This window comes from Klebsiella huaxiensis (assembly GCF_003261575.2).
Lineage (GTDB): Bacteria > Pseudomonadota > Gammaproteobacteria > Enterobacterales > Enterobacteriaceae > Klebsiella > Klebsiella huaxiensis.
In genome coordinates this window covers 354,958-370,187 of the sequence record NZ_CP036175.1, presented here as the reverse complement: position 1 = coordinate 370,187, position 15,230 = coordinate 354,958, and the positions used below count along the sequence as shown (strand labels likewise).

General features: G+C 54.3%; 14 protein-coding genes and 1 riboswitch. Of the genes, 7 read left to right on the top strand and 7 right to left on the bottom strand.

Annotation, left to right across the window (positions count from 1 at the left end; genetic code table 11):
- Positions 1-23: 23 nt before the first annotated feature.
- Both DA718_RS01680 and DA718_RS01675 read left to right on the top strand, forming a co-directional pair.
- On the top strand, positions 24-938 hold the full coding sequence (locus tag DA718_RS01680) for a LysR family transcriptional regulator (protein WP_112214861.1): 915 nt from the start codon (positions 24-26) through the stop codon (positions 936-938).
- 97 nt (positions 939-1,035) lie between these two features.
- A riboswitch (M-box (ykoK) riboswitch) is annotated at positions 1,036-1,219 on the top strand.
- A gap of 56 nt (positions 1,220-1,275) precedes the next feature.
- Positions 1,276-2,289 (top strand): magnesium transporter, encoded by a 1,014-nt coding sequence (locus DA718_RS01675; protein ID WP_112214862.1) that lies wholly within the window; start codon positions 1,276-1,278, stop codon positions 2,287-2,289.
- A 38-nt stretch (positions 2,290-2,327) separates the two neighbouring features.
- Here DA718_RS01675 and DA718_RS01670 read toward each other — a convergent pair whose 3' ends face one another.
- A complete protein-coding gene (locus DA718_RS01670; RefSeq protein WP_112214863.1) occupies positions 2,328-3,521 on the bottom strand; it encodes a BaiN/RdsA family NAD(P)/FAD-dependent oxidoreductase in 1,194 nt (397 codons plus the stop codon).
- Between the two features lie 230 nt (positions 3,522-3,751).
- On the opposite strand from DA718_RS01670, the gene pitA reads away from it, so the two are divergent.
- Positions 3,752-5,248: an inorganic phosphate transporter PitA gene (gene pitA, locus DA718_RS01665; RefSeq protein WP_112214864.1), complete on the top strand. Its 1,497-nt coding sequence runs from the start codon at positions 3,752-3,754 to the stop codon at positions 5,246-5,248.
- 68 nt (positions 5,249-5,316) lie between these two features.
- On the opposite strand, the gene uspB is transcribed toward pitA, so the two are convergent.
- Positions 5,317-5,652: a universal stress protein UspB gene (gene uspB / locus DA718_RS01660; RefSeq protein WP_110274851.1), complete on the bottom strand. Its 336-nt coding sequence runs from the start codon at positions 5,650-5,652 to the stop codon at positions 5,317-5,319.
- 380 nt (positions 5,653-6,032) lie between these two features.
- Here uspB and uspA point away from each other — a divergent pair, with 380 nt between their 5' ends.
- Positions 6,033-6,470: a universal stress protein UspA gene (uspA, locus tag DA718_RS01655; protein ID WP_004126268.1), complete on the top strand. Its 438-nt coding sequence runs from the start codon at positions 6,033-6,035 to the stop codon at positions 6,468-6,470.
- 263 nt (positions 6,471-6,733) lie between these two features.
- Positions 6,734-8,206, top strand: coding sequence for a dipeptide/tripeptide permease DtpB (gene dtpB / locus DA718_RS01650; protein WP_112214865.1), 1,473 nt, complete (start codon positions 6,734-6,736; stop codon positions 8,204-8,206).
- A gap of 126 nt (positions 8,207-8,332) precedes the next feature.
- On the opposite strand, the gene DA718_RS01645 is transcribed toward dtpB, so the two are convergent.
- Positions 8,333-8,839 (bottom strand): RrF2 family transcriptional regulator, encoded by a 507-nt coding sequence (locus DA718_RS01645; protein WP_112214866.1) that lies wholly within the window; start codon positions 8,837-8,839, stop codon positions 8,333-8,335.
- A gap of 234 nt (positions 8,840-9,073) precedes the next feature.
- Here DA718_RS01645 and DA718_RS01640 point away from each other — a divergent pair, with 234 nt between their 5' ends.
- Positions 9,074-10,273 (top strand): NAD(P)/FAD-dependent oxidoreductase, encoded by a 1,200-nt coding sequence (locus tag DA718_RS01640; RefSeq protein WP_112214867.1) that lies wholly within the window; start codon positions 9,074-9,076, stop codon positions 10,271-10,273.
- Between the two features lie 35 nt (positions 10,274-10,308).
- Here DA718_RS01640 and DA718_RS01635 read toward each other — a convergent pair whose 3' ends face one another.
- The 4 genes from DA718_RS01635 to DA718_RS01620 are packed head-to-tail and all read right to left on the bottom strand — an operon-like array spanning position 10,309 to position 14,167.
- Complete coding sequence (locus DA718_RS01635; protein ID WP_112214875.1) at positions 10,309-11,382, bottom strand: extracellular solute-binding protein; 1,074 nt, start codon at positions 11,380-11,382, stop codon at positions 10,309-10,311.
- Positions 11,383-11,403: 21 nt separating this feature from the next.
- Positions 11,404-12,240: an ABC transporter permease gene (locus DA718_RS01630; RefSeq protein ID WP_110274846.1), complete on the bottom strand. Its 837-nt coding sequence runs from the start codon at positions 12,238-12,240 to the stop codon at positions 11,404-11,406.
- A complete protein-coding gene (locus DA718_RS01625) occupies positions 12,237-13,103 on the bottom strand; it encodes an ABC transporter permease (protein ID WP_112214868.1) in 867 nt (288 codons plus the stop codon). Before DA718_RS01625 ends, DA718_RS01630 begins: the two co-directional genes overlap by 4 nt.
- Positions 13,100-14,167 (bottom strand): ABC transporter ATP-binding protein, encoded by a 1,068-nt coding sequence (locus tag DA718_RS01620; protein ID WP_112214869.1) that lies wholly within the window; start codon positions 14,165-14,167, stop codon positions 13,100-13,102. The genes DA718_RS01625 and DA718_RS01620 overlap by 4 nt, the downstream gene beginning before the upstream one ends.
- 215 nt (positions 14,168-14,382) lie before the next feature.
- On the opposite strand from DA718_RS01620, the gene DA718_RS01615 reads away from it, so the two are divergent.
- On the top strand, positions 14,383-15,213 hold the full coding sequence (locus DA718_RS01615; protein ID WP_112214870.1) for a glycerophosphodiester phosphodiesterase: 831 nt from the start codon (positions 14,383-14,385) through the stop codon (positions 15,211-15,213).
- Positions 15,214-15,230 lie beyond the last annotated feature (17 nt).

Genomic DNA, 15,230 nt, shown 5'->3' with positions numbered 1-15,230 from the left:
ATTCAGGCGTATAGTTTGAAACTATGAAGTTCACCCTAAGACAGCTGGAATTCTACGTCGCGCTGGCCGAAACGCTACAAATCTCAAAAGCCGCGGGGCGTTGCCATATCTCTCAGTCATCTATGACGGTCGCGATGCGTAATCTGGAAACGATTATGAACACGCAACTCTTTGTTCGCCATCCGAAGGGCATTGAGCTTACTGTCGACGGGGAACGCTTTCTGAGCCATGCGCGCAAAATCCTCTCCGCTAGCGAAGCCGCGATTAACGACCTGCACAATCAGCCGGAAATGACCACCGGCAGCGTGCGGGTAGGCATCGCTGAAACGCTCTCAGCCTATCTGCTGCCCGGCATTTATAACGAGCTGGAGCGCCGCTTCCCGCTGCTGGAGATTCATTTTCAGGAGGGTTCATCTCAGGCGCTGATAACATCCTTACATCAGCAGGAGGTCGACTTTTGCCTGGTGTTGACGTCAAACATTCGCCACGATGATGATCTGACGATCGATACTTTTCTGCGCTCCCTGCGTCGTCTGTGGGCGCCAATCGGCCACCCTTTACTCAGCCAGCCGGAACTGCGGCTAGCCGATATCGCAAAGGTCCCGTTTTTGCTGCTTGAGACCGATGACTACCCCACCGTGATCCTTGACGTCTGGCGGCAGCGCGGCGGGCAGCCGGATATTCGCTATCGCACCAACTCCTTCGAGGCCATCCGCACTTTTGTTTCACAGGGGAAGGGCGTCACGATCCTTTCGGACCTCGTCTGGCGCCCCTGGTCGCTTGAGGGGCTGCGCGTGATGCGACGCACGGTCGACGATTGTATGACGTGGATGGACGTCGGAGTGGCGAGCCTGCGGCAAACGGAACTGCGGCCCGAAGCCCGACGGGTAGTCGATTTCCTGCGTCAGGCGATACATCGCTTTGACGGTCAGCCCTGAATCGCCAGAGAACAACCAGGATTTCTCAACAATTAATAAACCATATGAATTATACGCTTGGTTAATTATCCACCTTCGCTAATAATTACGCCTCATTTAACGATCTCGTTATGGCGAGGCTCCTGCATAAATATAAGTTACCGCCCTGCTGGTATCGAGAGAGACCACTCAGGGAAATACAGGCTTCCATCGAATCAAGGTGTTGCCAAGGTAACTTCTGACGGCGTTCATGCCGGACAGATACGTTGTGCAGTGCTAAAACCAGGACGTAGGGATCTGCCTGTGCTCATCCTGTCTTGTTCGCCCCTATGAGTGATTTTTTATAGGGAATTACACCATGTCTTCAATTCAACTGTGCGCCGCGCATCAGGCTACCTCTGCTTTTGACGGCGATGCCATCGCCCAGTACATGCGTACCGATTTCATTACTCTGCCGGAGCATCTCAGCGTTCATGAAGCACGAGAACTCTTCATTTCTCAGCTCGCCAGCGATGAGATCCCCGCCCAGGTTTTTGTCGTCGCCGGGAAAAAACTGCGCGGTAGCTTGTCGATTAAAAAGCTGCTCCAGGAGAGCGATACCGCTCAATCCATTCGTTATTTAATGGATAGCTGTCTGTTTCGTGTCAGGCCTGACGACGAGCGCCCGCAGGTGGTCGCCGAACTGGCCGAGCGTGGTCTCGACCTGGTACCGGTAGTCGAAAAGGGCGAGCTGGTCGGCTGCCTGATGGAAAAAGAGATTGCCCATCTGCTGGAAGATGATGTGACTGAAGATGCCCAGCGTCAGGGAGCAACGCTGCCACTGGAAAAGCCGTATCTGGAAACCAGTCCGTGGGCGCTCTGGAAAAAGCGTTCGGTCTGGCTACTGCTACTGTTCGTCGCCGAAGCCTACACCAGCAGCGTATTACAGCATTTTGAGGAAGCGCTGGAGTCAGCGATTGCACTGGCCTTTTTCATTCCGCTGCTGATTGGTACCGGCGGCAACAGCGGGACGCAGATCACCTCCACCCTGGTGCGCTCCATGGCGCTTGGGGAAGTGCGGCTACGGGATATGGGGCGCGTGATCCGTAAAGAGGTCTCCACCTCGTTGCTGATCGCCATCACCCTCGGTATGGCGGGCTGCCTGCGCGCGTGGATGATGGGCATCGGCATGGAAATCACGCTAATTGTCAGCCTGACGCTGGTATGCATTACCCTGTGGAGCGCGGTGGTATCATCGGTGATCCCGCTGACGCTCAAGCGCATCGGTATCGACCCGGCGGTGGTTTCAGCACCGTTTATCGCCACCCTTATCGACGGCACCGGATTGATTATCTACTTCAAAATCGCCCAGTATTTTCTTGGTCTGAACTGATTATTACGCCCGGTGGTTAGAGCTACCGGGCTCATCTGTTACTCTTCAACCAGCGCCTGCGCGCACGCCCAGGCTGACGCCCAGGCCCACTGGAAATTATATCCGCCAAGCCAACCGGTCACGTCCATCACTTCGCCGATAAAATAGAGTCCCGGCACCTTGCGGGCCTCCATGGTGCGCGAAGAGAGCTCATTGGTATCCACGCCGCCGAGAGTTACCTCCGCCGTTCGATAGCCCTCAGTACCGTTCGGCTGCACGCGCCATGCGGTCAGCGTCTCAACCAGCGTCTGCTGCTCGCGGACATTAAGCTGTTTCAGAGTAACATCCGGAAGCTGTCCCAGTTGCTGCAAGCACTCAACCAGCCGCTTCGGCAACTGCATCGCCAGCGTATTTTTCAGGCTCTGATTGGGATGCGCCGCACGTTGCTCGTCGAGGAACTCATCAAGATGGCAATCCGGCAGCAAATTAATACTGACGAATTCTCCCGGCTGCCAGTAGCTGGAAATTTGCAGCACCGCCGGGCCGGACAGCCCACGGTGGGTAAAGAGCAGATTTTCGCGGAAGACCGTACCGTTTTCAGCGGTAATGGTTGAAGGCACCGAAACCCCGGACAGTACCTGTAACTGTTCAAGCAGCGGCTTATGCAGGGTGAACGGTACCAGTCCGGCGCGAGTCGGCAGCACCTTCAGGCCAAACTGCTCGGCAAGTTTGTAACCAAACGGCGAAGCGCCCAAACCGGGCATAGACAGCCCACCCGAAGCAACCACCAGCTTTTTCGCCACCACCGTGTCGCCGTTAAGCTGCAGCATGTAACCTTCGTCATCACGTTCGACGCTGAGAATTTCCGTACGCAGACGAATTTGCACGCCGCCCTTTTCACACTCGGCCAGCAGCAGGTTAACGATTTGCTCGGCTGAATCATCGCAAAAAAGCTGGCCCAGCGTCTTCTCATGCCAGGCGATGTTGTGTTTGCCAACCAGGTCGATAAAGTCCCACTGGCTGTAGCGCGCCAGCGCAGATTTGCAAAAATGCGGGTTTTGGCTGAGATATGCCGCGGGTTCGATATACATATTAGTAAAGTTGCAGCGCCCGCCGCCGGACATCAGTATCTTGCGACCTGGCTTTTTGCCATTATCGAGCAAAAGCACGCGGCAGCCCGCTTGCCCTGCCTGCGCTGCACAAAACATTCCCGCCGCTCCGGCGCCAATTACGATGGCATCAAACCTTTCCACACAACATCCCTCATATCCCGATTGTCGGGAATTGTAAATTTTTCACTCTGGTCGCACCAGCAGGAAAAAAACTGCACTTATGTACCTCATTGAAAGATATAGGAATACTCCCAACAAGGTAAAACTTAAACAGGAAGAAAATCAAAAAAAGTCTATATTTCACTTTGCCCGCGCCGCGAAAGTCACTGATAATGCGCCGCGTTCATGTCCTCAAAATGGCGTAACGTCCTATGCTACATTTATTTGCCGGTCTGGATTTACATACCGGGCTATTATTATTGCTTGCTCTTGCTTTCGTGCTGTTTTACGAAGCGATCAATGGTTTTCATGATACCGCAAACGCTGTTGCAACGGTGATTTACACACGCGCAATGCGGTCGCAGCTTGCTGTGGCGATGGCGGCCCTTTTTAACTTCTTCGGCGTTCTGTTGGGCGGTCTTAGCGTTGCCTATGCCATCGTGCATATGTTACCGACCGACCTGCTGCTTAACATGGGTTCAGCACATGGCCTCGCCATGGTCTTCTCCATGCTGCTGGCGGCAATTATCTGGAACCTCGGAACCTGGTATTTCGGCCTCCCGGCCTCCAGCTCGCACACGCTGATCGGCGCGATCATCGGTATTGGTTTAACCAATGCGCTGATGACCGGCACTTCGGTCGTGGACGCGCTGAATATCCCGAAAGTCATGGGTATTTTCGGCTCGCTCATCATCTCGCCAATCGTTGGCCTGGTGGTTGCGGGTGGTTTAATTTTCATCCTGCGTCGTTACTGGAGCAATACCAAAAAACGTGCTCGTATCCACCTGACACCTGCTGAACGTGAAAAGAAAGACGGCAAGAAAAAACCGCCATTCTGGACGCGTATTGCGCTGATTCTGTCAGCCATTGGCGTGGCTTTCTCGCACGGTGCGAACGATGGACAAAAAGGCATTGGTCTGGTGATGCTGGTTCTGATCGGCGTCGCTCCGGCGGGCTTCGTGGTCAACATGAACGCTTCCGGCTACGAAATCACCCGTACCCGTGATGCGGTCAACAACGTGGAAACCTTCTTCCAGCAGCGCCCTGAGCTGTTGAAGAAAGTGACCGGTGCCGAACAGCTTATCCCGCCTCCGAGCACGGGTGTCGCCGCTGACGGTGAATTTCACTGCCACCCGGCTAACACCATCAACGCGCTTGACCGCATGAAGACGATGCTGACCGGCACTGAAAGCTACGACACGCTCTCCGTTGAACAGCGTAGCCAGTTGCGTCGGGTGATGCTCTGCATCTCTGACACCACTGATAAAGTGGCGAAGCTGCCGGAAGTGAATGCCGAAGATAAGCGTCTACTGAAGAAACTGAAAACCGATATGTTGAGCACCATCGAGTACGCGCCAATCTGGATTATCATGGCGGTTGCTCTGGCGTTGGGTATCGGTACGATGATCGGCTGGCGTCGCGTGGCGACCACTATCGGCGAGAAAATTGGTAAGAAAGGGATGACCTACGCACAAGGTATGTCAGCCCAGATGACCGCAGCCGTATCGATTGGTCTGGCGAGCTATACCGGTATGCCGGTTTCCACCACTCACGTGCTCTCCTCCTCCGTTGCGGGGACCATGCTCGTTGATGGCGGCGGCCTGCAGAAGAAAACCGTCACCAGTATCCTGATGGCCTGGGTACTCACCCTGCCCGCAGCGATTCTGTTGTCAGGCGCGCTGTACTGGCTCTCGCTGAAGATTATCTAAGCGGATAGCACGCGCAAAAAATATTAACGGGTCAGGAAACTGGCCCGTTTTTTTTGGTTTTAGCCGGACTAATGCCAGATAAGCAGAGCAATCATACTCACAACCACCAGGCCGCATAGCGCGCTAGTGAGTATAAACTGCCGCCGAACCCGCTCGCAGCGACGGATAAACTCATCATCATGATGATCGTGATAGCGCTGGGCATAAATATACCAAACCAAACGCATCTGCTTGCTGGGCTGCCCATGCGACGTGAAAAAACCACCGCCGTCGACATATTGATAGAGCAAAGGGTCGCAACCACGTAGCACAACCAGTAATGCACGCAGTGACGAAAAGTAGCGTGCCATATTCACCACACAAACGATACACAGGGCCCAAAACAGCGCAATCGTGCTGATCATACCTCCTCCCCGGCGACCCGCCCTCGGAGAATCTCTCCGGGACTACCGCTCCCCAATATCAAATTGACTGTACAGTAAAAGAGTGCGATTCCGATCACGTTTATTTATTCGATCGGCTCATTAAATAGTGTAGGAGATCCGTTAATTTTTTTACCACAACGTTAACCGTTATCAATGCATAAATCGGATATATTTGTTTAACTATTTGCTGAACAAGGTAGATTGACGAAGCGCGAGGGGCGCTATAAGGTAGAAATATCTTCTACAATTAAGTCCTTAAGGACTAACCCCCGCGCATGTGGTACGCAGGACGCGGGCGAAGCGGCAGCGCTGGCTGTCAGGTCCAACGGTCATCGACAACTTATGGAAGGAGTAACACCATGGCTTACAAACACATTCTCATTGCAGTAGACCTGTCCCCGGAAAGCAAAGTACTGGTAGAAAAAGCCGTTTCTATGGCCCGTCCCTACAATGCAAAAGTTTCCCTGATCCACGTGGATGTGAATTACTCCGATCTCTACACCGGGCTTATTGATGTCAATCTGGGCGACATGCAGAAACGCATTTCCGAAGAGACACACCATGCGTTAAGCGAACTGTCCACCAACGCAGGTTACCCGATTACTGAGACTCTGAGCGGCAGCGGTGACCTCGGCCAGGTGCTGGTTGATGCGATTAAAAAATATGATATGGACCTGGTGGTTTGCGGTCATCATCAGGACTTCTGGAGCAAGCTGATGTCCTCCGCTCGTCAGCTGATCAATACCGTTCACGTCGATATGCTGATTGTTCCGCTACGCGACGAAGAAGACGAATAACCGTTTCCCCTGCTGACCGACGCCCGCGTATGCGGGCGTTTTTGTTTGTTCCCGCCGCACTCCACTCGCCAACCCACCAAAAGAATATAAATCCAAAAAATCAGCACAATGTTAGATTGATCAACCAATTCAACCGTTTTATACCCATATAATAATCCATCAATTTATAAAATAATCACATCATTACGCACCATAAGACTTTTTCAGCGCGTTTTGGCATACGCGTTCATACTTTTCCGGACAGGATAAAAAGGCGAAGAAAGATGAACTCACCCGCACCGACAGGCTTACTGCAACAGCCCCGCCCATTCTTTATGATCTTCTTTGTGGAGCTCTGGGAGCGATTTGGCTATTACGGCGTTCAGGGTATCCTGGCCGTTTTCTTTGTTAAACAGCTCGGATTCTCCCAGGAACAGGCGTTTATTACCTTCGGCGCGTTCGCAGCCCTGGTGTATGGCCTGATTTCCATTGGCGGCTATGTCGGCGACCATCTGCTCGGTACCAAACGTACGCTGGTTCTGGGTGCGGTCGTGCTGGCGATAGGCTACTTTATGACCGGGCTGTCGCTGCTAAAACCCAACCTGATTTTTATCGCTCTGGGGACCATTGCGGTGGGGAACGGGTTGTTTAAGGCCAACCCGGCAAGCCTGCTGTCTAAGTGCTATCCGCCGAAAGATGCCCGCCTGGATGGCGCGTTCACCCTGTTTTATATGTCGATTAACATTGGCTCGCTGCTGTCGCTATCGCTAGCACCGGTCATTGCTGAAAAGTACGGCTATGCGGTGACCTACAACCTGTGCGGCGCAGGGCTGATCGTCGCTCTGCTGGTTTACTTCGCCTGTCGTGGAATGGTGAAAGACATCGGTTCCGAGCCGGACCACAAGCCGCTGAATTTGCGTAATCTGCTATTGGTACTGGCGGGTACCGTGGTCATGATTTACCTCTGCGCCTGGCTGATGCACAACGTTAAAATTGCCAACCTGGTGCTAATTTTCCTCTCCCTGGTGGTGACGATTTTCTTCTTCCGCGAGGCCTTCAAGCTGGATAAAACCGGGCGCAACAAAATGTTCGTCGCGTTTATCCTGATGCTGGAAGCCGTGCTGTTCTACATTTTGTACGCGCAGATGCCGACCTCTCTGAACTTCTTTGCGATCAATAACGTCCATCATGAAATACTCGGTTTCGCCATTAACCCGGTCAGCTTCCAGGCGCTAAACCCGTTCTGGGTGGTCGTTGCCAGCCCAATTCTGGCCGCTATCTACACGCGTTTAGGTAACAAAGGCAAAGACCTGACCATGCCGATGAAATTTACGCTCGGCATGTTTCTCTGCTCGCTCGGCTTTCTGACAGCCGCCGCCGCGGGAATGTGGTTTGCCGACGCGCAGGGGCTAACTTCACCGTGGTTTATCGTACTGATCTATCTGTTCCAGAGCCTGGGAGAATTGTTGATTAGCGCCCTGGGGCTGGCGATGGTCGCCGCGCTGGTACCGCAGCATTTGATGGGCTTTATTCTTGGGATGTGGTTTCTGACGCAGGCCGCCGCATTCCTGATGGGCGGCTACGTCGCCACCTTCACCGCCGTGCCGGACAATATTACCGACCCGCTACAAACGCTGCCAATCTACACCAACGTCTTCAGCAAAATCGGTCTGGTGACGCTGGCGGTAACGGTGGTCATGGCGATGATGGTACCCTGGCTAAACCGGATGATTAATACACCGAGTACCGAACAGTAATGATAATTGCCGGATGACGGCTAACACCTTATCCGGCCTACGTTTCACTGTAGCTCGGACGAGGTGCGATAGCGCCGACTCCGGGAGTTTCCCGGCGGCGCTGCGCTTGGCCGGGCTACCTGACAATTATGCGCCTTTACGTCCGGCGATCCATTCCTGCACTTCAACCACAAAGGTATCCGGCGCTTTGCGGTACATTTTGCGCGCCAGATCGAGTATGGTATGCTGGCCTAAAGCCTCTTCCATGCGCTGCTGTGCCATATCCATGACCGAGCGAACGCCGCAAATCCCTTCGCAGGCCCATTCCGGCTGCTGCTCTTCGAATACCGCCAGACGCTGGCGAATCTCGCGACATTCAAAAATCCGTTTGTCACCGTCAATGGCATTTGCCACATCGAGAACCGTAATGTGTTCAGCTGGTTTCGCCAACTGAAAACCGCCGCCTTTACCCTCGATGCTACGCACCAACCCAGCCTTTGACAGACGGGTGAAGATTTTGGCCAGGTAATCGTAGGGCACACTTTGCAGGTCGGCAATCTCACGCACGCTCATATCGCGGGCATCGCCTTTGCTGTCCACCATACACATCAGACTATGGATGCCGTACTCAACCCCAGAACTGTAGAATGCCATGCTCTTATCTCAGCCAAAATTAATCTGAGTTTATTGTAGCTTTTCCGTTCTCCTGATTCCAGTGAGATTGCAAAAGACAGGACAGCAATAAAATTTAAATTAAATAATTATCAATTAGATAAATAAAAATCACAACGAAAGTCGCCCCCTGTATTTCAAATGACATTGCATCGATTAACTACGACCAATGCAATCCGAGTAAATGAATCATAGTGAACAGCGAGAACAACAGTGATGCGTAAACAAATTTTGATCATCGGGGCTGGCTTTGCCGGTATGTGGGCAGCGCTGAGCGCCGCACGTCTGGCGGATAAAAACCAGCAGGACATTGATATTACGGTGATTGCGCCACAACCTGAACTGCGTGTGCGCCCACGTTTTTATGAAAGCGCCGTTCAGACGCTGGTTGCGCCACTGCAACCGCTGTTCGAGGTCACCGGTGTTACCTTCCTGCGCGGCACGGTTGAGAAAATCCTTCCGGCTTCCAAAGAGGTGAGCTGGAAAGATACCCACGGTGAAACGCGCCTGCATCGCTATGACCGTCTGGTTCTGGCCAGCGGCAGCCAGGTGAATCGCAGTATAGTCGCCGGTGCCGCAGAGCATGCCTTCGACCTCGATCAGCTTGAGAGTGCAGCCGTGCTGGAGCAGCATCTGCAAGATCTGGCTAAGCAGCCAGAGAGCAAGGCGCGTAATACTGTTGTCGTCTGCGGTGGCGGCTTCACCGGCATTGAGATGGCGCTGGAGTTACCGGGTCGTCTGAGTGATATCCTCGGTGCTGATGCTAAGACCAGAGTTGTCGTAGTTGAACGTGGTGCGCAACCGGGTGCTCGCTGGAGCCAGGAATTGCGCGATGTGATTGCCGAGGCCTCCACTGAGCTGAACGTAGAATGGATGGTCAATTCCGAAGTTGAGAGCGTGGATGCCTCTGGCGTGACGCTGAAAGATGGTCAGACAATTGCATCACAGACGGTCATATGGACCGTTGGCGTTCAGGCTAACGGTCTGACCGCACAGATTGATGCGCCGCGCGACCGTCAGGGCCGTCTGCATGTAAATGCAAATCTTCAGGTGGTAGGTCATGAAGACATTTATGCCACCGGCGACGTGGCTTACGCCGCCACCGATGATAAGGGCAATCACGCGCTGATGACCTGTCAGCACGCCATCCTGCTGGGTAAATTTGCTGGTAACAATGTGGCAGCAAGCCTGCTGAACGTTGAACCGCTGCCGTATCGTCAGGAAATGTACGTCACCTGTCTGGATCTGGGCGCGTGGGGCGCTGTTTACACCGAAGGCTGGGATCAGCAGGTGAAGTTAACGCGCGCCGAAGCGAAAAAGCTCAAGATGTCGATCGTCAGCGAGCTGATTTATCCGCCAAAAGCCGATAAATCGGTAGCGTTCGAGATTGCCGACCCGCTGGCCCCGTTTGTTTAAATGATCGTCCCCTGCCAGAGCGGCAGGGGAATTCTTCACTGCATCATCACCTGGCGTACGAACTCTTTCTTCATCTGCATACTGTAGGCCTTACCGTAAAATTGCACCTCGGTGTCGGGGCGTTTCACGTCCGGACTGACCTGTTTGTTCATCGGCGTGGAGCCGAAGGCTTTACTGAGCGCTTTTTGCGTCTCAGCCTGAATCAGCCAGTTAAGAAATAGCCGCGATGCCGCCGGATGTTGACTGTTGGCGGCAATAGCCGCGACATTACCGCCACCGGGCATACCAAACTCTGGTACGTAAAATTTCAGCCGCGAGGTGATGGCCCCGGTTTTTTGCAGGCCAGCCAGATGGTCTTCCCAGGCAGGCGTCAGCATCAGCTCGCCATCGTTCAGGCGCGTCAGGCTGTCAGCGCCGGAAGCGGTACGGGTGATTTTGTCGTTATTGACGGCAAACCACTGCCAGCCCTTCAGCCAGTTTTTTACTACTGCGGCATCAACGGTAGCCGACTCGCTGTCAAACTCACCGCTTTGAGTCGTAACGACACGCTGAATAAAAGCTTCTCCCGCACCGCCGTTATTCGGGTCGTTATAGCCAAACCGCTTTGGATTGGCATCGATAAAACGCTGAAGGTCTTCCATAGTCTGCGGTAACGCCCGGTCGCCCATCTGCTGCGGATCGTAGACCAGCCCGGTCTGATTCCCCCAAAACGCCACGGCATAACCTTGGGTATCGACGTTCTGAATCTGGTGAATGGCGTCGCCATAGCCTGGAAGATCGTCCACTTTTGCCAGCGCTTTCGCCCCTGTCGTCACTGGTAACTGTGCCACGGACAGGGCGATCACGTCGATTTTGCCCTTTGCTTTGCCCGCTTCCGCCAGCAGCTTGTTCATATTGCCGTCGATGCTGCCTTCCGGAATGCGCACCTTAACGCCGTACTGCTGCTCAAAGTCCTTCACAAAGCTGCGCCACTGCGGCTGCAGGTACCAGACGTTAAACGTCACACTGCCCTCTTTTTTCGCCTGGGCAATCAGGTCGGGATTATCCGCCGCCAGCGCCAGAGAGCTGCACAGCAAGCCGCCCGCCAGAATCATTACTGTTTTTTTCATCATATTATCTCCTGTAAAAGGTCAGGCTTTCCCCGTGGATTGCGACAGATAGTTCCCCTTCAGCAGCTTCTCGATGATGACCATCAGGATGACGTTGGGGATCACCAGAATCATCGATACCACCGCCGCGTCCGGGCGCACAAAGGAGTAACCGAGGAAGGAATAAAGAATGGTTGGGACGGTGATAAAATCCGGCGCGCCCAGCACGTATGAGATGCTGAACTCCTCCAGACTTCGCACCAGACAAAAAATCAGCGCCGCCAAAAAGCTTGGTTTCAGCAGCGGCAGATAGGCATTGCAGAAGGTGCCCCACGCGCCGGAGCCTAAGTCGCGGCTGGCGTCGATCAAGTCCTGCGGCACCGCCTTAAACCCCGCCGACATAATGCGGATAGAATAGGGTAGCGTCAGCACCGTATGGCCGATAACAATGCTGATAAAGGCGTTGTCGATATTGAGATTGATGAGCATGGCGCTGAAGAAAATCCCGATCAACATCCCCGGCATCACCAGCGGGATCAGCGTCAGCATCTCCGCCACCGCCTTGCCGCGAAAGGTCATGCGCCCGAAGGCGTAGGCAGTGGGCAGCGACAGCAGCAGGCTGACCACTGCCACCGCAGGCGCAATGGTGTAGCTGTTGAACAGCGCCTCAGAGAGCGAGGTTTTCTCCCAGACCAGCAGCCAGCGGCTGAACGATAATACGGGCGGGAAGATATCCGGGTAGCTCCACGGATGGGCAGGGTCAACCAGCGACCAGAGGATCGCCATGCCGAACGGCATGCCCAGCCAGACCAGGTTGGCGACTACGAAGAAGATCAGTGAAATCGTCACCACCCGGCGACCGTTGGTAGTGTGGCTCATTTGACCTCTCCTTTGCGGGTGGCGAATGGGGTAATCAGGGTGGCGATCAACAGCGTGCAGAGGGCCGCAGTGAGCATAATGATCACCGCAATCACCGCCGCGTTATTCCACTCGCCGTACTCCATGGCGGTGGCCTGCATCAGGCGCGCCAGCGAGTAGGTGTTGCGCGGCCCGGCCACCGAGAAGAAGGCAAAGTCGCCCAGCGCGCCGATAAACACCAGAATCAGCGTCACCTGCACGGCGGGCAGCGTCAGCGGCACCACCACACCAGTAAAACTGCGCCAGCGGCTGGCGCCGAGGTTACTGGCGGCATCCAGCACATCGTTACGAATAGCGTTGACCGCACCGCCGACCAGGATCAGGGCGAAGGGCAAATTCTTCCAGACTTGCAGGATAACGACGCCCCAGCCGAAGTCATCGTTCTGCATCCGTAGCGGCTCGCTAATAATTCCCAGCGCCAGTAGCAGTTCGTTGATGATGCCGTGGTAAGCGACGATGTTGACGAACAGGAACGCCGCCACCAGCCCGGGGATAAACATCGGCGCGCGCAGTACCGCAATAATGCCCTCTTTACCCGCCATTGGTTTACGCAGCCACAGCGCCAGCGGATACGCGAAAATCACCGAGCCGAACGCCCCCAGCAGCGACACCTTCACCGAGTAAAACAGAGCGCTGCGCAGCACCTCGTCCTGCAACATATTGCGCCAGTACTCCAGCGAGAAATGGCTGTCGCCTTCGAGGTTGAACCAGCCCAGGCTCTGGACGATCACCACGTAAAACGTCGATCCCATCAGCAGCAGAATGGTGCCCAGCCCGCTGATCATCAGCAGCCAGGCGAACAGGTCGTTGCGCCAGTTTTTCATGATACCGGCTCCAGAAAATGGATGGCGTTCTCCGCCAGACGGAAGCAGGCGCGCTCGCCGGAGGCGACGGGCGGCTTTTTGATCAGTTGCAGGCGCACTGACGGCCCGCTGTCGTTGTGTCCCCAGGCTTCGGTGAGGTTGCCCATAAAGGCCATTTTGTCGAGCGTCAGGGTGAAGTGATTGCCGCCCGTCTGCGGCTGGCTGACGTACTGAGCATCTTCAGGTCGCCAGCAGATATAGCAATGTTCTGCGCGCGGCGGTTGGTCTGAGAACACATAAAACTCACCCAGGCCGCAGCGTACCCGGTAGTAACCCGGCTGCTCTGCGGGCGCGACCTGCGCAGTATCGATATTGGCCGCGCCGATAAAATCCGCGACAAAGCGGTTTGCCGGACGGTAGTAGATCTCTTCCGGTTTGCCTATCTGCTCGACGTTACCGGCGTTCAGCACCACGATTTTGTCCGACATCGCCAGCGCTTCCGCCTGATCGTGGGTGACGTAAATCGAGGTGAGCTGGTACTGCCGCTGGAGTTCCTTGATTTCAAAACGCACGCTCTCGCGTAGCTTGGCATCAAGATTGGAGAGCGGTTCGTCGAACAGGATCACGTCCGGACGGGTGATCATCGCCCGCGCCAGCGCCACGCGCTGCTGCTGGCCGCCGGAGAGCTGGGCGGGCATTTTCAGCCTCTGACTTTCCAGCCCCACCTGCTTCAGCGCCTCCGCCAGCCGGGTCTGCTGTTCGCCGATGGCGACCTTTTTCTGCTTCAGGCCGAAGCAGATGTTGTGCGCCACGTTGAGGTGCGGAAACAGCGCATAGGACTGGAAGCACATGGCGGTGTTGCGCTTTTCCGGCGGCAGGGCATTAACCGTTTTATCGCCAATCAGAATGCGCCCGCTGTCCGGCTGGTGAAAGCCGCCAATCATTTTGAGCAGGGTGGTTTTACCGCATCCGCTCGGCCCGAGCAGGGTCACGAACTCCCCCTCTTCTGCGCAGAACGAGATTTCCCTGGCGGCATAGAATTCGCCGAACGTTTTGGTCACCTGTTCCAGAACCAGTTTTGACATGAGTCTGTTTTCCGTCGATTTAAAAGATGATTATTAAATTTACATACTAAACATTAAATTTATGTGACGCAGATCTTCAAAGTTGAAAAATGATCAAGACATCAAATTAAATTTATATAAAACAACATATTAAACATGGAAAGATAAAAACACCTTTCACATTTAAATTTAAGTAGTAAAGTTAATAACCATCTTACATTCGAGAGGAAAAGAAGATGGTGTTTACTTTTCACCGCGCGGCAGAAGGTATTGTGCTGGCCAACAGTCATCGCGGGTATTCCAACTGTGCGCCGGAGAACACCTTTCCGGCCTTTGAAGCCGCCCGCCTGGCGGGTACACACTGCATCGAAATAGACATCCACCTGACGGCAGATAATCAGTTGGTCGTGACCCATGACCACCGCATCGACCGGGTTTCTACCGGACAGGGATTTGTCGAACAGCTGACATATCCGCAACTGCTGGAGAGCGATTTTGGCGTGAAATATCACCCTGCGTTTAGCGGGACTCGCATCCCACTGCTGGCGGATGTGCTGCGCTGGGCGGTGGAGAACCATATGGGGCTGATAGTTGAAGTGAAACAGCGCCGCCGCCACGATGAGTTCGTCGAGGTGCTGGTACAACTGCTGCGCGCCATGCCAGAAACGATCGGCCATATCCAGTTGCTGGGTTTCAATCATGTACTGATAAATCGGGTGAAGGCGCAAATCCCGGAGCTGGCGCTACAGGTAGTGACGCTGGCGCGTTACAATGACCAGTTGGCGGCAGTGCAGCAGTCCCATGCCAGCTGTGTCTGTTTTGAGTACGAGTTTGCCCACGTTGACGATCTGCGGGCTTACAAAAAGGCGGGGCTGGGCGTACGGATGTACCTGCATGAAGTGAAAAACGGCATGGATCCGTTGACCCAGTACCAGCACAAATTCGGCTATGATAGTCGCCCGGAGATCATGAGCTGGCTGCGTGACGGGCTGATTGATATGCTCAGCCACGATGATATTCCGTATCTGCAGGGGCTGATAGAAGAGGCCGGACTGCGTTGGGATTAGATAAAAAATTAAGGACA